The organism is Oribacterium sp. FC2011, from assembly GCF_000701645.1.
GTDB lineage: Bacteria > Bacillota > Clostridia > Lachnospirales > Lachnospiraceae > Oribacterium.
The window spans coordinates 123,847-147,727 of the sequence record NZ_JNJM01000007.1; the positions used below are offsets into that span (position 1 = coordinate 123,847).

The window sequence follows — 23,881 nt, forward strand, 5'->3', positions numbered from 1 at the left end:
AGAGTGTTTTTCAACTAGTTGTTTATGAGTTTTCGGTAAATGAAAAATGCGTGGGTTTGATTTTATAGCTCAACAGAGCTTAATTTTAGTGAATATATGGTCGATTCATGAGATAATGAAGAGGAGTTTGTTTTAGTTGGAATGAAAGAGGTAGAAGATGACTGATAAGATCAAAATGTCTGCCAACGAGGCATTGGAACGACTTAAAAACGGCAATAAGAAATATGTCGAAACGGGACTTAGCAACGGAGATGTATCTTCTTCTGTAAGACTTAAAACTTCAAATCACGGGCAGGAGCCTTTTGCTGTTGTGGTGACCTGTTCGGATGCCAGAGTTATACCGGAGACTATTTTTTCCACAGGAATAGGAGAGCTATTTGTAATCCGTGTTGCCGGTAATGTTATCGACGATCATCAGCTTGGTAGTATCGAATATGCTGCAAGCCATCTGGGCACCAGACTTATAGTAATAATGGGACATACAAATTGCGGAGCCATCGGTGCAGCCTATCATCCGGACAATGATAACAAGTATATAAGGTACATCCTTCATGAGATCCGTTATGCAATAGGTGATGAAACAGATCCGGAGAAGGCGTGCATTCTGAATGTTAAACACAGCATTGAGACCGTAGAGGAAAGTCTTGAGATAATAAAAGAAGAGCATGAACACAGCCTGAAGGTGGTGGGTGCAGTTTATCATATCGATACGGGTGTGGTGGAGTTTGTTTGATTTTATACAGACCACAGGGGACGGACTCCAGCTGAAAACCGTCCCCTGATCTTTTTATAAAAAATTCCAAAAATAAGCAATATTTGCGAGATAATTGGAGAAAAATGACATTTTTATCAAAAAATCTCCAAATATCTGCTATTTACGGACCGTCGGCGACGGTTTTCTTCGACGAGAATCGTCACCGGTAGATTTTCAAAAGCTTAAAAAGGCCAGTTCTTATCGAAAAGAACCGGCTCTTATTACTATGGTTCAAACAAGTCATCCATTGTAATGACGTTTGAAATATGTTCAGTGTGAGCCGTGCCGGAAAGTCCCATTGCTGATATCATTACTATTTTTAAAGCATCTTTTGTCCCGGTTTTCTGCTGATAGATATCTCTTTTTCGTATAAGCGATAAATCAACATCCTTTGTCATCACAAATGGGTGCTCGGTACATTTAATCTCACATATATTTGTGATTTTGTCGGCCCGTTCAATGACCAGATCAATCTGAACACTATCTTTATGTTCGAGATTGCTCCAAGGGAAAGACGAAGTTTTCACCCCGGAGATACCAAGAGCTTTTTTTATCTGAGCAATGTGAAACCAGCATAAGGTTTCAAAAGCATGACCTCTCCAATTTGAGTAGGCACCTGTGTTTGATATCAGGTCATCATAGCAGCTAAGTTTATTATCTTGTGACAGGAAATGGTAATGAAACATCAGAAATGGGTCAACAAGCTGCAGATAAAGAGGGTTTCCAGATTCATAATTCCGTTTGTATTCGGCTATATAACCACATTTTACCAAGTCTTCAGTGGCTCTTGAAAATGAACCGACAGACACATTCAGTTCAGTCTGACAATCAGATTTTTTCATCCCGTACAGATGCTGAGAAAGAAGATGTAATATATTTTCATATATCGGAGATTTTTTGAGTGTGGCCTCCAGTAATCTGATTGTTTCGTCTTTTAGTATTGCGGATTGACGAAATAGTAGTCTGTCAATGTTTTGTCCGAAACTCTCATCACCATTCAATAAGTCCATAAAATACGGCAAGCCACCGAATACCATTTGACATTCCATTATCTGTTCTCGTGACCATCCAAATTCCCTGTCTCTGAAAAATAATTCAGATTCTGCGAGGCTGAAGGGTTTGAGAAATAATTGTGCGGTGACTCTATGATATAAACTGCCGGTATTGTCAATGACGTTTTTAATAATCCACGAGGTGGCAGAACCACACATTATAAATAAAATATCTCCGTGCTGTGTGCCGCATCTGTTCCAGAATTCTTCAAATGCCAAAAGAAAGTCGGATCTTGCAGTGGCAAACCAGGGGAATTCATCAAAGAAAACTATTTTTTTATTATGTGGTGAAAGTATAATGTTCTCTCCGGATAATAATTCCTCTAATCTTGAAAAAGCTTCAAACCAATCTTTTGGAGTGGAAATTGTCTTGGCACCGGCTGCAATAAGTCTTTGGTTAAAAGCTTTAAGCTGTTGGCGTGTATTACCTTTTTCCAGTCCGGTAGCCCGGAAGGCAAAGTAATCCCCGAAGGTCTGTTCAACTAAAAAAGTTTTGCCAACACGTCTTCTGCCATAAACACATACCAGCTCAGATTTACCTGATCTATCACATTGCTCCAATTCTCTTTTTTCAAGCTTTCTGCCTATTATTTTCATTATGTTCACCCTGAATTGAAAATTTGCTTATATAAAGATTATACAAAAATTCCAAATATAAGCAATAATTGCGAGATAAATGGAGAAAAATCTATGAAAAGAGTAAAAATCTCCAAATATAGGCACTTTATTCGATATATAGGTTTGATAATGTATCCAAACGTGCGTTTGCGTACATTTTTTTGTATGTTCAATGGTGTAGAGTTTAATCATGAGAAAAAGAAAACAAATTTCATTATAACGTGTGGAAAAAATATAATTTGCTGAATTAATAAACTATTCATGAGATAATAGACGTAATCATTTTTTTTCGAAATATATCTCATACAGTCTTGGCTGAACTACAGAACGGACGAGCTGCTTTTTCTGAAAATAACAATGGAATCTTTGAGTTACATCGGAGGAGAGAGGATGTATCTTGCACATATTACGGAAGATGGAAGAGAACAATCAGTTAAGGAACATCTTGAAAATACTGCGAAAAAGGCGGCCGATTTTGCTGAGCCTTTTCATCAAGAAAAACATGCATATATGGCGGGCTTAATGCATGATATCGGAAAGTATTCGGATGAATTTCAAAGAAGGCTTCATGGTGGACCTAAAGTGGATCATTCTACAGCCGGAGCGATGGAAGCCTATGAAAATAAAATGATAGTGGAAGCATTCTGTATTGCCGGTCATCATGCCGGATTGCCGAATTTTGGTGGTCGTGCGGATTTGGAGGGGACGTCATTAAATGCAAGGATAAATCGCTCAAAAAAAGTCGGATTACCGTGTTACAGAGGTTGGGAAAATGAGATAAACCTACCATCAAAAAACACCGAGATTCCAAGAGATATGCTTGAATTATCCTATAGGATAAGAATGGTCTATTCTTGTTTGGTGGATGCAGATTTTTTGGATACAGAAGAATTTATGACGGGTATTCTTGATCGTGGAAGAGACCTAAACGTTGATCTTCTTCAAGACAGACTGAATACCTTCATAGCTCCATGGTTCCCGGCAAGCAATGAATTAAATTTGCTTAGATGTAATATCCTTAAGCATGTCATGAAAGAGGGGAGAGAGCTTGATCAGGGATTGTATACCCTTACCGTTCCTACTGGTGGTGGAAAAACAGTAGCATCACTTGCATTTGCGATAGAACATGCAAAAAGAAATGGATTAAAGAGAATTATTTATGTTATTCCATATACATCTATTATTGAGCAAACAGCCGGGATTTTTAGAAAGATTCTTGGAAATGAATCGGTACTTGAGCATTATTCTAATGTTGAATCCGGAGAAGATGAAGAATCATTATTTCATTTGCGAGCTACTGAAAACTGGGACATGCCTGTTGTAGTAACCACAAGTGTTCAATTCTTTGAGTCATTTTTCAAAAATAGGGCGTCATCAAGTAGAAAACTACATAACGTGGCAAACAGCGTCATCATATTTGATGAGGCACAGATGCTTCCTGTTCCATATATAAAACCATGTATTTCATTACTGACGGAGTTAGTAAAACATTATTATGCATCGGTTGTTTTGTGTACTGCAACACAACCATCCTTAACAAATATAATAAGGGAATTTTATACAGACTACATATCATATGAACTTTGCCCGAGTGAATACTACGAGGATCGCTTGTTCAGAAGGATATCATTTTCATTTGATGGTACGTTCTCTTACGAAAAACTGATAGAAAGATTAAATGGGAATGAACAATTTCTGTGTATTGTAAATTCAAGAAGAGCAGCGAGGGAATTATTTAATTTGATGAACGGTGAGGGATGTTTTCATCTTTCAACAAGTATGTATCCGGAACATAGAAAAAGGGTGTTGTTAGAAATAAGAGAACGTCTTAGCAAAGGGGAACCATGTAAAGTAGTGGCAACCTCACTGATTGAAGCCGGAGTGGATGTTGATTTTCCTTGCGTGTATAGGCAGATTGCAGGAATAGATTCATTGTTACAGGCTGGGGGACGTTGTAATCGAGAAGGGAAACGTAATAAAGACGAAAGTATAGTTCATGTTTTTGATCTGGAATGTGGTTCTCCGGAAATGTTTTCGATGCAAATTGGTGCTGCTGGTTATGTAATTGAAAAATATGAAGATATCAGCAGTAAAGAAGCTATAAAAGAATATTTTGATGAATTGTTTTATTTGAAAGGTAATGATTCATTAGACCAATATCAGATAATAAAACAATTAAGTACTATACAATTGCCGTTCAAAGATGTTTCAGATGAGTTCAATTTAATAGATAGTAATACAAGAACTATTTATATCGAGGTTGAGGAAAGCAGTTCACTTATAGAAAAGGTTCGTTTTAACATCGCAAATAAGAACGATTACCGTAAGCTCGGTTTGTTTGGGGTTAATATATATGAATATCAGTACATGAGCTTAAAAGAACATTTTGCGGTGGAAGATTTGGATGATGGAAAATGCATTTTGATTGATAGTAGTCTATATCGTTTTGATGTTGGACTTGATTTAGAATACAAGGAAGGAGAGGCTATTATGATTTAAAGGAAACTGGATTTTTTTTACATCTTATAATTAAAAAAATTTGGAGGAAACCATGGCTATAAAGGTTGAAGTATGGGGAGATTATGCGCTGTTTACGCGTCCCGAAATGAAAGTAGAACGGGTGTCTTATGATGTCATGACTCCATCGGCTGCAAGAGGCATATTGGAAGCGATTTATTGGCATCCGGGACTTAGATGGATAGTTGATAAAATTCAGGTTTGTAATCCAATCAGTTTTACCAATATTCGAAGAAATGAAATCAAGTCAAAAATCAGCGCAAGAAGTGTCAAATCTGTGATGGATGTAGGAAAAGGAGAATTATTCATTAATACATCCTCTGATATACAACAAAGAGCCTCTATGGTCTTGAAAGATGTACGTTATATTATCGAGGCTCATTTTGAGATGACTGACAAGGCTGCACCCGGAGATAACCCGGGAAAGTTTCAGGATATCATGAAGCGTCGACTTTCTAGAGGACAGTATTATCACCAGCCTTGTATGGGGTGTCGAGAGTTTACTGCATTTTTCAAAGAAGCTTCTGATGAAGTTATAATTTCAGATAAACTGGATGGAGAAAAGGATCTTGGTTTCATGTTGTACGACATGGATTACAGTACGCCGGACGATATTAAGCCTATGTTTTTCCGGGCAAAAATGGTAAATGGCATGATAAGAGTTCCGGACATAAATAGCGAGGAGGTGTTGAGGTGATACTGGAATCGTTAGTGAGGTATTATGAAGCTTTGGCAGAAAAAGGAGTGCTATCAAAGCCGGGGTGGAGTCAGGTTGATGTGAGCTATGCACTCGACATAGACATTAATGGAAAGCTTAAACGGATAATATCTTTGAAGAAACAGGACGGAAAGAAACTTGTTCCACAAAAGATGTCAGTTCCTTCACAAATCAAAAGATCCAGCGGAATCGCCCCTAACTTTCTTTGTGATAACTCATCATATTTATTAGGGATAGATGGTAAAGGGAAACCGGATCGTGCCCGGGATTGTTTTTTAGCTGCAAAGGAACTACATGAGAAAATATTGCCGCGGGATGATGCAGCAGCCATAGCTGTTCTTAGTTTTTTTGAGAATTGGAATGTCGAGAAGGCTAGTGAATGTGAGGTTATTCAGGAATTAAAAAATGATATTTTAAAAGGCGGAAACCTAATATTTATGCATGATGGTAAGTTCGTTCATGAAAACAAATACATAAAGGAAAAGTGGAACGAAGTATATAATGGCGGGATTAAAGAAAATGAATGTAGATGTAGTGTGACAGGTAAGATTGATTCTTTAGCTATACTTCATCCTACAATTAAGAGAATACGAAATGCCCAATCTTCCGGGGCATCATTAGTATCATTCAATGCTACCGCTTTTTCTTCATTTGGAAAGGAGCAGGGTTATAATGCTCAGACCGGAGAATATGCATCATTTGCTTATGGTGAGGCTTTGAATTACCTTACGGAGAGATTGACATACAAGAATTACTTAGGAAATACGGCATTACTGTTTTACGCAATTAATGGAGAACAAGAGTATCAAGATGCATTCAATGCATTTTTTTTCGGAGATGATGAGTATTATTCAAAAGAAGACTTGATTAAGTTGGTTGAGAGTATATGTGAAGGAAAAGTTGTTGATTATAATTCCAAACGCTTAGATCCACAGATGGAGTTTTATTTATTGGGAGTGGCACCAAATAACGCACGTTTATCAATCAGATTCTTTGAAAGAGGTACTTTTGGAGAATTTGTCAGCAACATAAGAGAACATCAAGAACGGTTGAATATTGAATCAGGAAAAGAGACAGCAGAAATCATGCCTACATGGCAGCTACTCCAGGAAACATGCAGAAGTGGGGCAGATGTTTCTCCGATTCTGGCAGGAGAATTGACTCGATCTATTATTGAGAATGTGAGGTATCCGGCAACATTAATAAATGCCATTGATCTTAGGATAAGAGCTGATCATCATGTTGGACAAAGAAGAGCAGCTATTATAAAAGCGTATTATTTGAAAAATGAAAATAAACAAGTTCCGAAGGAGGTATTGACAGTGGGACTAAATAAAGAAACAGATAATGTTCCGTACAACTTGGGAAGACTATTTGCAGTATTGGAGCGTATCCAAGAATCTGCGAATCCGGGATTAAATTCAACAATTAAGGATAAGTATTTTGGTGGAGCATCAGCTACTCCGGCAACCATTATGCCAAAATTGATTGATTTATCGCAGAATCACTTACGTAAGTTGAACACCGGAATGAAGGTTTACTATAGCAAACAACTTGGAGAGATACTCGAAAAATTTGAAGAAGGATATCCAAAAACATTAAATATGCCTGAACGAGGAGCATTTCAGTTAGGGTACTATCATCAGATTCAGGATTATTTCAAATCAAAGAAAGTTGAGGGAGAAAAATGAGTGAAGTTATAAAAAACAGATATGATTTTGTGGTTTTATTTGATGTTGAAAATGGTAATCCAAACGGTGATCCGGATTCTGGAAATATGCCAAGAGTTGATGCAGAGACACAGCTTGGTCTCATCACGGATGTCTGCATTAAGAGGAAAATCCGTAACTATGTAGAAATGGTTAAGGATGATTCGACAGGGTATCGTATTTATATAAAGAGTCATGCTGTTTTAAATAAGAATGATGAAGAGGCATATGCTGCATTGGGAGTATCGGTTGATAAAGTTGCAGAACAGAAAAAGAAGGATACGGATATTGATCTGAAAATTCGTGATTGGATGTGTGCGAATTTTTATGATATCCGCGCATTCGGTGCAGTTATGACAACCTTCACAAAGGCAAAACTCAATTGCGGACAGGTTCGTGGTCCGGTGCAAATCGGATTTGCCAAGTCTGTTGAACCGGTAGTTCCTCAGGAGATAACAATCACACGAGTGGCAATAACAACTGAAAAGGATGCTGAAAATAAAAACAATGAAATGGGATCTAAGTATATTGTTCCTTATGGTCTTTATCGTTGCGAGGGATTTGTTTCTGCCAACCTTGCCAGAAAAACTACTGGATTTACGGAGGATGATTTAAACCTTCTTTGGGATGCAATTTACAATATGTTTGAGAATGATCATTCTGCTGCCAGGGGCAAAATGGCAGTTCGTAAACTGATAATCTTCAAACATGATTCTGAACTTGGAAATGCCCCATCCCATAAACTTTTTGATTTGGTATCTGTCAGCAGGAAAGATGCTGATACCTCAGCTCCGGCAAGATCATATGAGGATTACGAGATTTCGGTAAAAGATGATCAGATTCCAAATGGTGTATCAATAATAATCCGTGACTAATATGTACAATGAAGATGATTATCTTATGCTCTCCGGCATACAGCATTTTTGCTTCTGCCGGAGGCAGTGGGGATTGATCCATATTGAACAACAATGGGCTGAAAATCTTCGTACGACCGAAGGACTACTGATGCATAAAAAGGCTCATGATGATAGTAAGTCCGAAAAGAGAGGTGACTTGATCATTATGAGAGGTTTGCGAGTCAAGTCTTCTAAGCTCAACGTTACGGGTATTTGTGATGTTGTAGAATTTAGAAAAGATAATGGAGGGATTCCGCTAAACAGATATGAAGGGCGGTGGCAACCATACCCCGTTGAATACAAAAATGGAGAGCCTAAAGAAAGCGAGGCTGATGTACTTCAACTTTGTGGGCAGGCTATGTGCTTGGAAGAAATGCTGGCTTGTACGATTAAGTATGGAGCACTTTTTTATGGAAAGATAAAACATCGTGTTGAAGTGGAATTTACGGATAATCTTCGAAAACATGTCGTAGATACCATTGAAGAAATGCAAAGTTACTGGAAAAAAGGATGGACCCCCAGAGGAAAGCTTACAAAGAGTTGTTATGCCTGTTCGTTAAATAATGTATGTCTGCCGGAATTGGAGAAATCTAAATCCGTTAACAAATACATTCAAGAGGTGCTGCAAAGCGATGAGAAAATTACTTAATACCTTGTATGTTACGAATGAGGATGCATATTTGTCATTAAAAGGGGAAACTGTAATTGTAGAAATAGGAAAAACAAAAGCTGGTCAGTTTCCCTTGTTGAATTTCGAAGAAATAGTTTGCTTTTCAAATAGAGGTGCAACGCCGCAGCTCATGGGAAAATGCGCTGAAATGGGTATAGGAATATCTTTTTATTCGCCATTTGGTAAATTTCTGTTCCGTGTAATAAATGACGAGAATGGGAATGTGTTGCTGAGAAAAAAGCAGTATCAGATTTCGGAAGATGAAAAACAGAGTGTTCCTATAGTGAAAAACTTTATTATTGGAAAGATATATAACTGTAAATGGGTATTGGATAGAACTCTGAGAGATCACTCGCTTCGTGTTGATGTGGAAAAAATCAAAAGAGCAAAAGATGTTCTTGACAGTCGGACAAAACAGGTTATGTCTGCAAATTCTATTGATGAAATTCGTGGATTAGAGGGGGAGGCTGCTCAGGTGTACTTTGACTGTTTTGATGACTTGATCCTTAATCAGAAAGATAATTTTTGCTTTAATGGAAGAAATCGTCGGCCTCCTTTAGATAATGTAAATGCCATGCTTTCGTTTGGTTACTCATTGTTAGCAAACGATTGCGTTAACGGGCTAAAATCTGTTGGACTTGATTCATTTGTTGGTTTTTTGCATAAAGATCGCCCGGGAAGAAAATCACTGTCTTTAGACATGATGGAAGAGCTTAGGCCTTTGTTGGTGGATCGTTTTATTGTGACACTAATAAATAACCGACAGATCAAGGGTGATGATTTTATAGCTTCAGAAAGTGGTGCTGTAGAATTTACCGAAAATGGAAAGAAGCTTTTTTTGACTGAGTGGCAGAATCATAAGAAAGAAGAAATAAAACATCCGTATTTGAAAGAAAAAATTCAATGGGGAATTGTGCCATATGTTCAGGCGTTATTACTGGCTCGGTACATTAGAGGAGACCTTGATGGCTATCCTCCGTTTTTGTGGAGGTGATTTATGCTGGTGCTGATAACATATGATGTTAACGTTTCTGAAGCCAAAGGAGCAGCGAGACTTCGTAAAGTAGCAAAGACATGTGAGAATTACGGTATTCGTGTTCAGAATTCTGTTTTTGAATGTAATGTTGATGCAAGTCAATGTGCGCTTCTAAAGGCCAAGTTACTGGAAATAATGGACGAGAAACTGGATAGTTTAAGGTTTTATTTTCTTGGAAATAACTACAAGGATAAAATTGAACATTACGGTGCAAATTCAAAATATGATATGAAGGATGTTATTATTTTGTAGTGCGAAGGTAAAGCAATCATGAAATGCTAAGAAGGTTCGCACAGTGATAAATGTACATATTGCATATAAGCAACTTTGCTTTTATGTTAGATATGTTGTAAGGATTGTTTTAAATTTAAATTATATTAACAAATATTGTGCGATGCTAATCAATATTTCGGCAATATTTGCCGTCTCCCCTCACCCGAGGGGAGTGGATTGAAATCATGTATTTGACCGCTGACGGCTTCGAATTATATGTCTCCCCTCACCCGAGGGGAGTGGATTGAAATTTTGATGTGTTTCAGGATCCAGTCAAGGTTGACGGTCTCCCCTCACCCGAGGGGAGTGGATTGAAATTCTGTGAAATCATTCCAGGATGAATAAGAGAAATGGTCTCCCCTCACCCGAGGGGAGTGGATTGAAATCAGAACACTCTTACAGTGCTTAAAACGGCTCAGAGGTCTCCCCTCACTCGAGGGAAGAGGATTGAATATTCACCACATGGTTAATAAACGGATTATGTTTTTAAATAATAATAAGGATACAGACAGAGTAATTATCATATTTGGAATCGTTTTGCTGCTGATGGAAATCTGGAAGCAGCTTATGATATGGAAGGTGGAGTTTGGAGGAAGGTACGAGATATGGTATTTTCCGTTTCAGCTTTGCTCTATGCCTATGTACCTTTGCCTTATGTATGCGGCTTTGGCAGGACTTAAAAGCACGGAAAGAATCAAAGCAGTAATACTTACTTTCATACGCGATTACGGATTTCTTGGTGGTATCATGGCACTCATCGTGCATGACGGACTCATTCACCCGGGTTACGCGGCATTGACAGCCCATGGATTTATATGGCATGTACTTATGCTGGTGCTGTCTCTGTATATCACGTTTAATGGTTTAGCACTTCCGGGAATCTCCGGATTTGTAAGTACACTTCCACTTTTTCTGATTCTTTCGAGCATGGCAGAGATAATAAATGTCATCTTCCATGAGCTGGGTGATTGCGATATGTTCTACATTTCCCCATATCATAACAGTTCTCAGATTGTATTCAGGGATATAGATGCCATAACGGGCAGACCGCTGGGGATCATAATTTATCTTATTTCGATGTGCATCGGAGCACTCGCGATTCATTTTATCCTGGATACGATATACAAAAAAATATAAGAAAAATTGGTGAAAAAGATGTATAATTGTACAATGTTAATAAATAAACGATCTTAAGGAGGCCCAATATGGCAAAAACAGCAATAATCACCGGAGGTTCACGTGGTATAGGAAAGGCAATGGCTCTTAAGCTTGGAGAGCTTGGCTATGATGTAGTCATTAACTACGTAAGTGAGTCTTCAAAGGCAAAGTCAGAGGAAATCGCAGAGCAGCTTAAGAAGGATTACGGTGTAGATTCTCTGGTTGTAAGAGCAGATGTCAGCAAGTACGAGGACTGTGAGGCTCTCGTTAAGGCTGCGGTTGACAAGTTCGGTGAGAACATCGACGTTCTCGTAAACAACGCAGGTATCACCAACAACTGCAACTGGATAGACATTACCCATGAGCAGTATGAGAAGGTTATCGCAACCAATCTTATGAGCCTTTTACATATGACTCATCTGGTTCTTCCTCACATGATCAACCACTCCGACAAGGAGCATCAGGCAATGATCGTAAACATCTCATCAGTTGGCGGACTTACAGGTGTTATCAACCAGGCAGATTACTGCGCAGCCAAGTCCGGCGTTATCGGTCTCACCAGAGCCCTTGCACTTGAGTTTGCAGGAAGAGGCGTACGTGCCAATGCCATCGCTCCGGGCATGATCATGACAGATATGCTCCGCGGCGTTAACCAGGACGAGCTCAATGCTCTTGCCGGAACAATTCCTGAGGGATATATCGGTGACGTTTCCGATATCGCAGGTGCCCTTGAGTATATCCTTAAGGCTCCTTATCTCACAGGTCAGGTTATCTCACCTAACGGTGGATTTGTGCTTCAGTAAAAATAAGATATTCAATATTTATGGAAATTTAACAGGTGGAGTGTTTTCTGGTGAGAACACTCCACCTGTTTAGCATTTATATAATGCCGGAACATCGCCGACATATAATGTTAGAAACGATTCGTGATTTTTACATATTAATTATTCAGGAGGTAAACATGCGAAGTAAAAACTTTAAAGCACTTAGATTTGCGGTTGTTCTGGCTTTGATCATGTCACTTTTTTCTATCACATCATTTGCCGGATATTGGGAGCAAGACTACTACGGCGACTGGTACTATGTAAATGATTATGGGTATTATGCGACAAACCAATGGGTTGGCAATTATTATCTCGGAAGTGACGGTGTTATGCTTGTGAACTCATGGACACCGGACGGTTATTGGGTAGGTTATGATGGAAAATGGGACGGACAGCCGTCACGTTACGCTAGTAATTACTATAGTTCAGGTAGCAGCTCCTCATATGTAACCACATCCGGTACTTACTATGGCTGTTTATATGACAGTGGCTATGGTATAGCACATCTTTACTCAGTTTCGGTCGGTAGTGATGTTCTGACAGTTACAGGTACCTTAGATTATTATCCTGGTGATAACTGGGAGAACACAACTCAGATGAGTTACGGTACATATCAGTTTAAGCTTACCGGTCAAACTAGATATGGGGAAGGTACTGATGAAGGGTTCTACGCTATGAGTAAATCAGATTTTATAAATAGCACCGGACCGGTTCTGTATATAACAGTTGCAAATGGAGTTGCAACGGAGCTTTGCTACGGAGCTTGATAAACGATTCTGATAATTAAAATGGACGGTTCTCATTGAGAACCGTCCATTTTGTTCTTCTTCTTAATCCCACCAGTAAAGACCATGAATTATATCTATATGGTCTGCACTTACTGTAATGTCGTAAACTCCGGCCGGTGTATAACCGCTGCTTTCGTCGCAGAGACGGGCCATCCAGCTGAGTGGATCATCTCCGGATTCCCAACCATCAAGCTCCTCAGGTTTTTCGATAACTGTATCCTCATCAAGGATGTAGCCGGTGGCTCCGTTATTGACGCTTTCATTCGGAAGCAGGTAGCATTCCTTGCTTGTCAGTGTTCCGGCTGCGTAGTGCTCGGGCTTATTCTGAACAGTGTATTTCTCAAAACGTTCGGATTCTTCCCTGCCAAAACCACCTTCTTCACGGCCTATGCTGTCAGGCATCAGTCCATTCATTACATCCGTGTACCAGTAATCATAGGATACCGGAAGGAAATCTACATCTTTGGTACGAACATCCTCCCAATCCATGCCCCATGGACGGAGATAGATATAGTATCTGAAGCTGCCATGATCATCCTCGTATTTGCAATTAACTTCAATCATATGGTCATAGTCCGATACATCGGAGGCTCCCGGGTCTACCATCCAGTCTGCATGCTGAACATTTTCCTCATCTGTCAGGAAGGAACCTTTCTCGCTCTTCATGCAGCCTGCATCTGTGGTGCCGGGACCGAAGCTGACTTCTACTTCACAGATGAGCTTTTCTGCGGAGCCTTCATCATCCCAAAGAACGATTCGGCCGGTGTTTTCACTTTCTACAAAGATTGATCCGCAGACATCATATATGCTGTCTTCCAGTTCCTCGTAATCACCGTGGCAGGATTCTAACTTATACCATCCGTACCAATCCTTATCCCAGTAGTCGGCATAGGGGGATGATTTGGCTTTTCCGTGTTCTCCTAATTCAGCCTGCGCGTCAGAGCGTACGGTTGTGGCTGCTGCGCCTGATGCGGCTTTCTTTGATTCATCAGTTTTTTCCGTTGATTCTTCCGAAGACTCGGTTTCAGACTCAGACTTTGCCTCCGACTGCTTTTCTGAGTCGGTCTTATCTGCTGCCGTATCCTTAGGGCAGAAGAAAATATAATACTCGCCGTCCTTTATATAAGTCGCCTTAAGTCCGTCATCCTCCACGTCCCAGGAAAGCTTGACATCTTCAGAATCCACCGAACCGTAATCATTGAGATTGGACCAATGCAGATTTTTGAATTCTTTGCCCTCGATTACAGCGTCCATGGTATGATCGGCACGAAAACTCATCTGAAGCACATCAGCTGCGATTTCGTCAGTTGGATCTCCCAGAATGTCCGTTACTGAAACAGACTTCCAGTCCTGAATCATAAACTTCTCTGATTCCGGAAGATACAGTGCGGGGTCAGAAGCAGGAGTGCCTTCTTTTGCGAAGGTAAAATCCATTCCCATGCCCAGCATATCCTTGACAACAAAACAATCCTCCCCCAGCTCACCGGTGATGTCTGTTCCCTCTACGGTGATGGTAATGGTTGTGTCATCCTTTTTCCATTTGACTTTTTCGGATTCCCCGTTTACTGTCATGACGCCTTTACCGTTGCCTTTTAGTTCGATTCCGAAGCCGGAAAGGTCGTCTCCTGACATGGCCATGCCCATCATTTCACCGATTACAGGAATGTAATTTCCTTCCATCGGGTCCGATTGCTTATTTTCGTCAACAGAATCTCCGCCGCAGCCTGTAAGGCAGAGTGCAAGGCAAATCACAAATGCCATTACAGCTGCCAAAAGTTTGCGTGTTGCTTTTTCACCGTTCTTTTTTTCCATAAATCCTCCTAAACTTCATTAATAAAACCGGGACGTTTCTTCAGAAGAAATCCCTCCCTTCTCATATTATTTGTTTCTGATGAAAAATTAAAGCATTTTAATTAAATTTCCTCTTATAGCTTATGATTTATAAGAATAATAAGGGGCGAAGTACCCCTCTGAAAAATATGGTCCTTACAAACCGGAGTTGCTTATCAAGCATGATCATTGTGTCGAAGTACATTTATATTGTTTGAAAATGAACAATTTTTTCAGATCGAACGTAAAGGAGACAGAGAACATGCTGAACATACTTGAAAGAAACACCGAAGAACTGACTACTCTTAATCACAGCACAAAGGTTTTTCACGAGGCACTGTCAAAAGTCAAAAAAGGAGAGACACGTTTCCATGTAACAGATCCGTCCGGAAGCGTACCTGACTACGACCTTGAATATATCGATAATATGATGATGTTTCCTGATCAGCTAAGAGGACTAATCCTGAAAATGACAAAAGGGGGCGCAACATATGCCCCTTTCCTGAATTATGATGAAACAGATCTCGACAATATCTGTCTGAGATTTCTTGATCAGTTCAAAAAGATAGAACTTGATGTTGTGGATGAGTACAGTGTTAATGTTGTCAGCATTGCACTTAAACATACAGATTTACATGTATATGTTACCGATGAGAAGATCAATTGGTTTATATCCGATCCGGACAGAGTACATATAGTTGAAAGTCTCCCGACAGAACGTGATAAGGATACACTCAGGATCATCGCCGGTCCTTTCGAGATGGGTTACACTAAACGTGACTGGACATATCTCAGCTCTGTTGCAGCATTCCAGAATCTGTTTTTCTGGCAGGCTTTCACCGGCGGCAGAAAAGGCCCGTTTAGATATATTGAGGTTGAGTTATCCGATATTACGGGAATAGGCGGTCTGTTGTCGTATGTATCTATGTGTTCGCGTGCGGGAGAACCTCGGGGACTTAAAGCTTTTTTGAGCCCCGGTTGTACCAGATATCCGGATGAACTCCTGAGTAAATATTTCCAGATGGATCCTAAGCCTGAAGATTCAACTCCGGACAATACGCTTATGTTGGGGAAAATGATGTCTGTTTTCACCACATCATGGTATGTAAACCAGTATCCAAGTAATTTCGATGAGAGTATCCTGAATGAAGCATTTGCCGCAGAAATGCGTGAATACGCAGATGCCATCCTTGGAGACAGAAAGGTTCTTGGAGTACTCGCAAGAGGAACTGATTATGTGACCATGAACCTTGGTGCAGATCGCCGCCATGCCACACCTGATCAGATGATATCAGTCATCCGTGAATGGATCGAGGAAGACGGTTATGAGAAGATATTCCTTGCAACAGAGGATAATGATAATTTAGAAAAGATCCGTGCGGCATTTCCGGGTAAGGTTATGGCCATATCTCAGGAACGACATACTGTTTCAGAGATGCAAAAGAAAAATGCTTCGCTTATATATGAGTTCGAACAGAAGTTAAATACCGGTAAGGCTTATGTGGATGCCCTGGAAGACACAACTGTAAACTACTTCTATGCACTTTATATCCTGGCAAGGTGCGATGCATTCCTGTGCTCAGGTCAGTGTAACGGCTGGGATACCGTAAGATCCCTTAATGCCGGTAAGTTTAATCGCGAAAGAAAACTGATGGTTGCGATGGAAGGTGATCCGGCAGTCGAGAAATGGAAAGAAATAAGACCGGTTACTGCAGGAATTTTTGCGAGAGGAGCCTATCCTACAAACAAAGCATTTTTCATGACTTATCGATTTGACCTTAAGGAACCCGTGAATCCTGATGCCGTTAAAACGGCCTGGGATAAAACTCTTAAGGTTTACCCCTACATGTCCTATGCGGTGGCAAACCGCGGAGGAAAACTTGTTTTACTTGAAAACAACCTTCCTTTTGTCATCAAAGAGACTGCGGAAATAGTAGAGCCCTATGAAAGAAGCGGAAATTTCCATTCAGTAACCTTCTGCTATATGGCTAATGCTCTCTTCGTTTACGTTGATCACGTGCCGGTAGACGGAACCGGCTTCCAGTTGGTGCTTGAGACATTTTTCTATCATTACTACTGCGCTTTGGACGGATGTGAGTATCCGGTTCCCGAAGGCGTTCTGACCGAAAAAGACGGAGTGGCACCTGGTCAGGAGGTTGATGCTTACCTCATGTCAGATCCGATAGATCCGAAGACTATGATGGGTAAATTGGCAGGTGGTAAGGTGTTTACCCTGAAAGAATCAATCTTAGATGATTTATTCGCTAAAAAGGAGGATTGCCGTGGATATTGCATCAGCGTGAACAGTGATGAGATGATGAGCTATGCAAAATCTGTAAAGGGCAGTCCTATGTCAGTTCTTGCAGTGACTTTTGCAAATGCTCTGGAACGTGAGAATCCGGACAATAAACTTCCCATCAGCGTGATCTCTCCAGTGAGTGTACGAAAGGTTATGGGCAACACCAACTCTCTGCTCCATCAGGTAGTTCACAATAATTATAATTTCACACCGGAGGAACTCACTGGAAATGACGATGAAGCGTTGAACACGAAGTTCAGAGAAACTATGAAGGGATTCACTTCGGAACAGAATATCCGATTGATGTGTGGCGTATATCGCGGAATCTGCGAGGGTTATGCGAAGGCTTATGCTGCAGGTGCTCTTGACAATATAATCCTTGAGACAAGAGCGAAAACCAACAGTGCCTTCAGCGTGAGCTATCTGGGAACACTCCGCACCGGTGATTACGGAAACAGGATACGCATGACTGCGTTCCATGTAATGCAGGAGAAAGGCATTATGCTTCAGACAACTGAGGTGGGAAAACACTTCTATATAGACTGGTACCAGGGCTTCCCGGGAGATAAATACGTTAAAGCCATGAGAGACCTTATGCTGGAAGCCGGTATGAAGAGCGTAAGCATCGAAAGAGTTGAATGATGTCAATGAAGGGTATAGTAATATGAACAGTAATTTACTGTCTGCACGAATATGTAGTGAATATCCGGAACGTATCGCAATCACGGATGCTGACGGAAGCTGCACCTATGCAGAAATGGAAAGAGGAATCCGTGGCCTTTGCAGAAAGCTGAGGGAAATGGGCGTCCGTAAGGGCAGCCGCGTCGCACTGTGGGGTTACAACACATCAAATTGGCTGATTGCCTTCCTGGCTATTGTCCGTGCGGGAGGTACTGCCGTACTGGTGAATTACAGTATGAGCAGTCAGGAGGCAGCGGAACTTCTGAATATGACAGAAACCCGATTTATACTCTGCGGAGACAATGCAGAAATAAAAAAGGATCCGTCCGCCCTGCAGAAGTTCGCTTCCGAGACTTCCATTCCGACGGAATGCTGTCTGGACATACGATCCTCGGTACAGAATCTGGCACGAACATTCCGGGATGTGACGGAAGAACCGGATGTCCGGAGCGAGGAAGAAGCGGGAGAAACCGCGTTTATCATTTTTACATCCGGAACCACTTCTCAGCCAAAGGCTGTTCAGATTTCTCAGCAGGCTTTGAGTTTTGACGCAGAGGTTTTTAACAGAAATATAAGTGAATATGCCGGTCGCAGCGTGTGCATAGCAGTACCATTGTTTCATATCCTTGGTCTCCTCATGAGCTTTGCCTATCTTTGCCGCGGGAGCACGGTTTGTCTGCCTTCAAATTACAAGCCGGACACATTGAGCCGCATGATCGACGCCTGCCGTATTTCTGACATAGCAGCCGTTGGCGCGGTATATATAGGTCTCAGTGAAGCGGAGGATTTCGAGGAGAAGGTTGTACCTTATCTGCATCTCTGTATGATCGCGGGAGGTATGTCTACCCCTGTACAGATGATGCGGCTGGAGTTGGAGTATGCCAATGCAACCTTCCTCAACATGTACGGTCAGAGCGAGGCCGCTCCGCTGACTATGGTGAGACCAACCGATATGGTAGAAAAGCGCGCCCAGACTGTGGGTCAGGCTGTTGACGATCTGGACATTCGCATCTCGGATGGGAAGGGAGGATTCCTGCCCCAGGGCGAGATCGGAGAGGTGGTCGCACGTGGCCGGAATCTCATGAACGGTTACTACAATCTCCCAAAGGATAAACAGCCCGTGGATGATGAAGGATGGCTTCATACCGGCGATCTCGGTTTGTTTGATGAAGAAGGGTATCTGTATCTTGCCGGCCGTATCAAGGATGTCATAATTCGTGGTGGTGAAAACATTTCTCCTTCCGAAATCGAGAATGCACTGAACCAGCTTGACAATATCCGGGAGGCTAAGGTCATGGGAGTGCCTCATCCCATCTATGGAGAAAGTGTGGAAGCCTGCATCACAATGACTGATGGAGGCGCAAGCTTCGATGAAGCAGGAATCAAAGAACGTCTGCGCGGTATGATCGCCCGTTTCAAAATTCCATCCCATATCTTCCTGTATGACAGTTTTCCTCTTAATGTAAACGGGAAGCTTGATCAACGTGCCCTTCATACAGATCTGTTGAACCGGCTCAAGCGAATGATGGTTAATGAAGAGCTGGCGGGAGGCATTACCGTATTTGAACTGACGGTTAAAAACAGTCGTTACGCCATCGTGCCGGTTACCAGCCTTGTCAGCGAACTGGCGGAGGACCTGGGCTTCGGCAAACGGCGAATCATGTCTATACGCCTTGCTGTGGAAGAAATGCTGACAGAGCGCATCATGGATGCATATTCCAATGCGGGGAATATCCGGGTAAAGATTACGCTTATGCCGGAATGGCTTCGTATTACGTTTAGTGATGACGGTGCTGAATATTTCATCGACAAGAGGCGCGATACTTCCATGAGTGCAAAAATCATCCTAAAAGCCGTCAATAATTTTCACACCGATTATGTAAAAGGAAAACCCGAATACTGCATGGAATTTTTGTATGAGAAAGATATCAATATCCAGCAGTTTCTGATAAATAGCAAAGGAGATGAGTAAACTATGAGTATAAACCGTCCGACTTTTCTGAAAAAGGAATTGGCCCTGTCGTCTTCCCCTTATCTTTACACGTCCGAACAGATGAAAGCTTATACCGTGGAAATCAACCACCGGGATCCTGTAGACGGAGACCTGCTTCAGAAGGCTTTGGACCGTACATTGGAACGTATGCCTTATCTTTCAGATACCTTTGTGAATGAAGGCCGCGCCTTTTACTACGCGGAGAATCCACTGCCCATGGAGGCTGCACATTTTCATGGCATCCGACAGGTTGGCGGGAAGGAAACCAATTACCACATGCTTGATGTGACCTTTGACGATCACACGACCTGGTTTACCATGTTCCACGGTTTCTGCGACGGTCAGGGAATTTATACCTTTTTGGAGACTGTGCTCTATTATTATTACTGTCTGAAAGACGGTAAGGAATATGAACCAAATGGCATTCGGACTCACCTGGATCCGATGACGGATGCGGAAACCCTTGATCCCATTACTGTGAAATATTCTGTAGATCCCGAATTTAAAATGCCTGAAGGCGGATTGCAGAAAAAACCTTACAGTCTTCCTGAAACTCCGGAAGGACCGGAGGATGAAGTGCGGGATTATGGTATCAGGATCCCCTCCGGGGAACTGATGTCATATGTAAAGGGACTTAATTCCTCGCCGTCGGTGGTGATATCGATGCTGGTTTGTGAAGCTATTCAAAAAGTGCACCCGGAATGTGACGCTCCCATAGTAGCCAATATTCCATTGTCGGCCCGGAAAACGTTCGATTGTCCGAAGACCTTCAAGAATGTTTCCAGTCGTGTAGTTCTGCCCCTGACCGGTACACCTATGGATGCGATGCCATTTGAGCAAAAGGCGGCGGCCCTCAGGGGCGTGTTGAAAATGCAGCTTGATCCAAATATATTGAGGACTGTTTACAACAATGTCATCGGTCCGAAGTATATCGAGCGCATGACAACTCCCGGAGACTATTGGGAAGCCGTGGAGCAATCAAATAAATCCATGTCCATGATATGCCATGACACCTTCTATACGGATTATATCGGTTCCCTGCACACTACGGATTATACTGATCAGATTACAGGTATACATTTCCTGTGCGAGCCACCGCGGGGAGGCAAACTGCACCTGAATATCATCGAGCATAACAGCAGTTTCCAGATCAATTGCCTGGCGCTTTTCGACATTTCGGTTTATGTAAACGCACTTATGGATGTTTTGGCGGAACACGGCCTTGGCGCTGAACGCGATCCGGACCGTAGATTTAGCCTTCCACGCACTCAGTGGAGAGATTCCATGGGGTTAATTGAAACCGGTACCTAAGGTGGCGTGATACTGGACTTATACAGCAAATTATGCTAATACTTTAAAGTGACAAAATAAAGAAACTTTCGAGGAGAACCGGTTACATGATGACTGACGAAGAGAAGAACAGGAAGCTTAGCGACCTTGTAGATATTATCAATAAGAATTACGAAGATGTTGATCTTTTGAATGCTTTGGGAAAACGGAGACTTCCTGACAGGGACAGGATCATAGTTATAATCAAAGCCATAAGAAGATTAATGTTCCCGGGATACTTTGGGCAGGTTGCATTTGAGAAAACCACATCTCATTATTTTGCGGGAGAGATGATCAGCTCTGTTATCGAGGAGCTTAAAAAGCAGATTGTTATCGCACTTCGGTACGGCAAGGAGGATCAGGGTTTTTCTGAGGAGATCAATGCAAAAGCCGAGGAAATAAGCTATAAATTTGCAGAGCGTTTCCCCGAAATCCTCAGGATACTTCTTACTGATGTAGATGCAGCTTATGACGGTGATCCCGCCAGCGGCAGCAAAGAAGCGGTCATTTTTTCATACCCGGGATTTAACGCGATCTTTGTATACAGGATAGCCCATGAGCTTTATCTTCTGGGTGTGCCCTTTATTCCGAGAATGATGACAGAGTATGCACACTCTCACACCGGTATAGACATTAACCCCGGTGCAAAGATCGGTGAGTATTTCTTTATCGACCATGGAACCGGAGTTGTTGTAGGTGAGACTACGGAAATCGGCAATAATGTAAAGATTTATCAGGGCGTAACCCTGGGCGCGCTTTCCACCAGAAAGGGCCAGCTGCTTTCCGGAGTCAAGAGACATCCGACCATCGGGGACAATGTTACGATCTATTCCAATGCCTCCATCCTTGGCGGAGATACAGTCATCGGCGAGCATTCCACCATCGGAGGCAGCTCTTTCATCACTGAATCGGTTCCTCCATATACAAAGGTCAGCATCAAGAACCCTGAGCTTACCTTCAAGGGCAGGGAAGAAGATGAAAACTCCGGCAAGCTGTATGAATGATTAATGTGAAAATGCTTTTTATGGCAATTTGTGCCACTGCACAAATTGGCGGGATGCAGATTAGTATAGTATGATTCAAAGACCATCGATTTCCAATGAAATCGAATGGTCTTTTTTTGTGGGATATTAGCTATAATAATATAGGAATGGAGTAAAACTCTGATTACGAATTATAGGGGATGTAAAACCAACAGGGGAGACAGAATGATATATTTGCTTTCGGCGGATTTCAAAAATTTAAATGAACCACTTTCCGAGTGGTCGGAGTTTCTGGATGACGACAGGCGGAAAAAGGCGGACAGATACAGATTCTATAAAGATAAGGCTCTGTGTACCTTTGCCTATATACTGTTGAGGTACGCGCTGAAGAAAGAATACGGTATCGGGGAAAAACCGAAACTAATTTATGACAAGTCCGGCAAACCACATATCGAAGGGTCTGATATCTGCTTTAACTTTTCTCATTGTGACAATGCTGTGGCCTGTGTGGTGGATAGGAACACAGTCGGTATCGATGTACAGAATTATACAGAGACATTAACACAGGTAAAAAAACGGTTTTTGACTGAGGATGAGATGAAGGCTTTTGGAGAGATCGCGGATGGGGATGCTGCCATAAGGGCACTTGCCCGGATTTGGACTTTGAAGGAGGCCTACGGAAAATATCATGGAGAAGGACTCATATATGATATAGGCGGGAAGGACTTCCTAAGTGTAAGTAACAGTTCTGAATGGCAGCGATATGAAGATTTGAAGGTGTATTCGGAGGAGATGGACAACTTCGCTGTCAGCGTGTTCTCGAAAACCGCGATGGATTTGTATAAGGTGAGCATTGAAGAAATATGGCGATATATAGGTTAGACGAAAATGAAATATGGTTTCCCATGCCTTCCGAAGCTGAGGAGGACGGACTTCTTGCAGTAGGAGGGGATCTTTCCCTGGGCCGGCTTTTGCTTGCGTATTCCAATGGGATTTTTCCCTGGTTCGATCCGGGAGATGAAATTCTCTGGTGGTGTCCCCATAAGAGATATATCATCAGACCCTCGGAAATACACATTTCACATTCCATGAAAAAATTCATAAGGCATCATGATATAGGCATCAAGCTGAACAGGGATTTCCGGGATACCATGCACAGATGCAGACTTCAGAGAGAGTTCAAAGAGGGTACATGGATCTCCGATGAAATGGAGGCGGCTTACGGAAGACTTTTCAGGGCAGGTTATGCCACGAGCGTTGAGTCATTTATCGATGGTGAACTTGCCGGAGGACTGTATGGCGTTTCTATAGGCAAATGCTTCTTTGGGGAGAGTATGTTCAGCGAGAAAGAAAACGGCTCCAAACTCGCACTTATTTTTCTTGCCAGGTTCCTGGAGGATCAGGGTTTCAATATGATAGACTGCCAGTTCCACACAGATCACCTGGAGAGTATGGGCGGCTGTTACATAAGCTATGAGGAATATTGCAAACTTCTGGAAGAAGGAATAGATAAGAACTGGGAGAAAAATTAGAATGCAAACGATTGCAAAAGCTTGCCGGTTCATGGATACATATAAAGAAAGAATTGCCGACGATGTTAATATTGCACAATTAAGCAAAGCGCAAAATAGTAATAAGTAACAGTTTATACAACTTATTGCAGGCTATATGCAACTTTTTGCAGTAGAACGCATAGGTATTGCAAACGTTTGCAGCCGGTGATATAACTTAACCATAACAAATACAAACGATT

At 41.7% G+C, this 23,881-nt stretch carries 19 protein-coding genes and 1 CRISPR repeat array; of the genes, 17 read left to right on the forward strand and 2 right to left on the reverse strand.

Annotated elements, in window-relative coordinates:
• Window positions 1-157 precede the first annotated feature (157 nt).
• A complete protein-coding gene (locus tag T357_RS0107390) occupies window positions 158-733 on the forward strand; it encodes a carbonic anhydrase (RefSeq protein ID WP_031550412.1) in 576 nt (191 codons plus the stop codon).
• A 245-nt stretch (window positions 734-978) separates the two neighbouring features.
• Here the strand turns inward: T357_RS0107390 and T357_RS0107395 are convergent, their stop codons facing one another.
• Window positions 979-2,403, reverse strand: a complete 1,425-nt coding sequence (locus tag T357_RS0107395; RefSeq protein ID WP_031550415.1) for an AAA family ATPase — start codon at window positions 2,401-2,403, stop codon at window positions 979-981.
• Between the two features lie 411 nt (window positions 2,404-2,814).
• On the opposite strand from T357_RS0107395, the gene T357_RS0107405 reads away from it, so the two are divergent.
• The 10 genes from T357_RS0107405 to T357_RS21410 all read left to right on the forward strand — a co-directional run bounded on the left by T357_RS0107405 (window position 2,815) and on the right by T357_RS21410 (window position 12,992).
• On the forward strand, window positions 2,815-4,923 hold the full coding sequence (locus T357_RS0107405; RefSeq protein WP_031550417.1) for a CRISPR-associated helicase/endonuclease Cas3: 2,109 nt from the start codon (window positions 2,815-2,817) through the stop codon (window positions 4,921-4,923).
• Window positions 4,924-4,975: 52 nt separating this feature from the next.
• Window positions 4,976-5,638: a type I-C CRISPR-associated protein Cas5c gene (cas5c, locus tag T357_RS0107410; RefSeq protein ID WP_031550420.1), complete on the forward strand. Its 663-nt coding sequence runs from the start codon at window positions 4,976-4,978 to the stop codon at window positions 5,636-5,638.
• On the forward strand, window positions 5,635-7,350 hold the full coding sequence (gene cas8c, locus T357_RS0107415) for a type I-C CRISPR-associated protein Cas8c/Csd1 (RefSeq protein ID WP_031550423.1): 1,716 nt from the start codon (window positions 5,635-5,637) through the stop codon (window positions 7,348-7,350). Before cas5c ends, cas8c begins: the two co-directional genes overlap by 4 nt.
• The gene (gene cas7c / locus T357_RS0107420) at window positions 7,347-8,243 is read left to right on the forward strand and encodes a type I-C CRISPR-associated protein Cas7/Csd2 (RefSeq protein WP_031550426.1); all 897 of its coding nucleotides are present in this window, start codon (window positions 7,347-7,349) and stop codon (window positions 8,241-8,243) included. Before cas8c ends, cas7c begins: the two co-directional genes overlap by 4 nt.
• Window position 8,244: 1 nt before the next feature.
• The gene (gene cas4 / locus T357_RS0107425; protein ID WP_031550429.1) at window positions 8,245-8,913 is read left to right on the forward strand and encodes a CRISPR-associated protein Cas4; all 669 of its coding nucleotides are present in this window, start codon (window positions 8,245-8,247) and stop codon (window positions 8,911-8,913) included.
• The gene (gene cas1c, locus T357_RS0107430) at window positions 8,897-9,928 is read left to right on the forward strand and encodes a type I-C CRISPR-associated endonuclease Cas1c (protein WP_031550431.1); all 1,032 of its coding nucleotides are present in this window, start codon (window positions 8,897-8,899) and stop codon (window positions 9,926-9,928) included. Before cas4 ends, cas1c begins: the two co-directional genes overlap by 17 nt.
• 3 nt (window positions 9,929-9,931) lie before the next feature.
• Entirely contained in the window at window positions 9,932-10,222 is a 291-nt protein-coding gene (cas2, locus tag T357_RS0107435; RefSeq protein WP_029201960.1) for a CRISPR-associated endonuclease Cas2, read from the forward strand.
• Window positions 10,223-10,394: 172 nt separating this feature from the next.
• Window positions 10,395-10,697: a CRISPR direct-repeat array (repeat unit 33 nt; unit sequence GTCTCCCCTCACCCGAGGGGAGTGGATTGAAAT).
• Window positions 10,698-10,723: 26 nt separating this feature from the next.
• On the forward strand, window positions 10,724-11,380 hold the full coding sequence (locus T357_RS0107440; protein WP_197027313.1) for a TMEM164 family acyltransferase: 657 nt from the start codon (window positions 10,724-10,726) through the stop codon (window positions 11,378-11,380).
• Window positions 11,381-11,448: 68 nt separating this feature from the next.
• Window positions 11,449-12,204: an SDR family NAD(P)-dependent oxidoreductase gene (locus T357_RS0107445; RefSeq protein WP_031550437.1), complete on the forward strand. Its 756-nt coding sequence runs from the start codon at window positions 11,449-11,451 to the stop codon at window positions 12,202-12,204.
• Window positions 12,205-12,362: 158 nt separating this feature from the next.
• Window positions 12,363-12,992, forward strand: coding sequence for a hypothetical protein (locus T357_RS21410; protein ID WP_049962334.1), 630 nt, complete (start codon window positions 12,363-12,365; stop codon window positions 12,990-12,992).
• Window positions 12,993-13,055: 63 nt separating this feature from the next.
• Here T357_RS21410 and T357_RS20150 read toward each other — a convergent pair whose 3' ends face one another.
• Window positions 13,056-14,825, reverse strand: a complete 1,770-nt coding sequence (locus T357_RS20150) for a hypothetical protein (RefSeq protein WP_049962335.1) — start codon at window positions 14,823-14,825, stop codon at window positions 13,056-13,058.
• Window positions 14,826-15,105: 280 nt separating this feature from the next.
• On the opposite strand from T357_RS20150, the gene T357_RS0107460 reads away from it, so the two are divergent.
• From T357_RS0107460 to aat, 6 genes are all read left to right on the forward strand, one after another.
• Complete coding sequence (locus T357_RS0107460; RefSeq protein WP_031550446.1) at window positions 15,106-17,784, forward strand: O-fucosyltransferase family protein; 2,679 nt, start codon at window positions 15,106-15,108, stop codon at window positions 17,782-17,784.
• Window positions 17,785-17,806: 22 nt separating this feature from the next.
• Window positions 17,807-19,795: an AMP-binding protein gene (locus tag T357_RS0107465; protein ID WP_031550448.1), complete on the forward strand. Its 1,989-nt coding sequence runs from the start codon at window positions 17,807-17,809 to the stop codon at window positions 19,793-19,795.
• A 3-nt stretch (window positions 19,796-19,798) separates the two neighbouring features.
• The gene (locus T357_RS0107470; RefSeq protein WP_031550451.1) at window positions 19,799-21,127 is read left to right on the forward strand and encodes a hypothetical protein; all 1,329 of its coding nucleotides are present in this window, start codon (window positions 19,799-19,801) and stop codon (window positions 21,125-21,127) included.
• 86 nt (window positions 21,128-21,213) lie between these two features.
• Window positions 21,214-22,149, forward strand: coding sequence for a serine O-acetyltransferase EpsC (gene epsC, locus T357_RS0107475; RefSeq protein ID WP_242840077.1), 936 nt, complete (start codon window positions 21,214-21,216; stop codon window positions 22,147-22,149).
• Window positions 22,150-22,353: 204 nt separating this feature from the next.
• A complete protein-coding gene (locus tag T357_RS0107480) occupies window positions 22,354-23,010 on the forward strand; it encodes a 4'-phosphopantetheinyl transferase family protein (RefSeq protein ID WP_031550456.1) in 657 nt (218 codons plus the stop codon).
• Window positions 22,992-23,660 carry a leucyl/phenylalanyl-tRNA--protein transferase gene (gene aat / locus T357_RS0107485; RefSeq protein WP_031550459.1) on the forward strand — a complete coding sequence of 223 codons (669 nt, stop codon included), beginning with the start codon at window positions 22,992-22,994 and terminating at the stop codon, window positions 23,658-23,660. Before T357_RS0107480 ends, aat begins: the two co-directional genes overlap by 19 nt.
• Window positions 23,661-23,881: the final 221 nt, after the last annotated feature.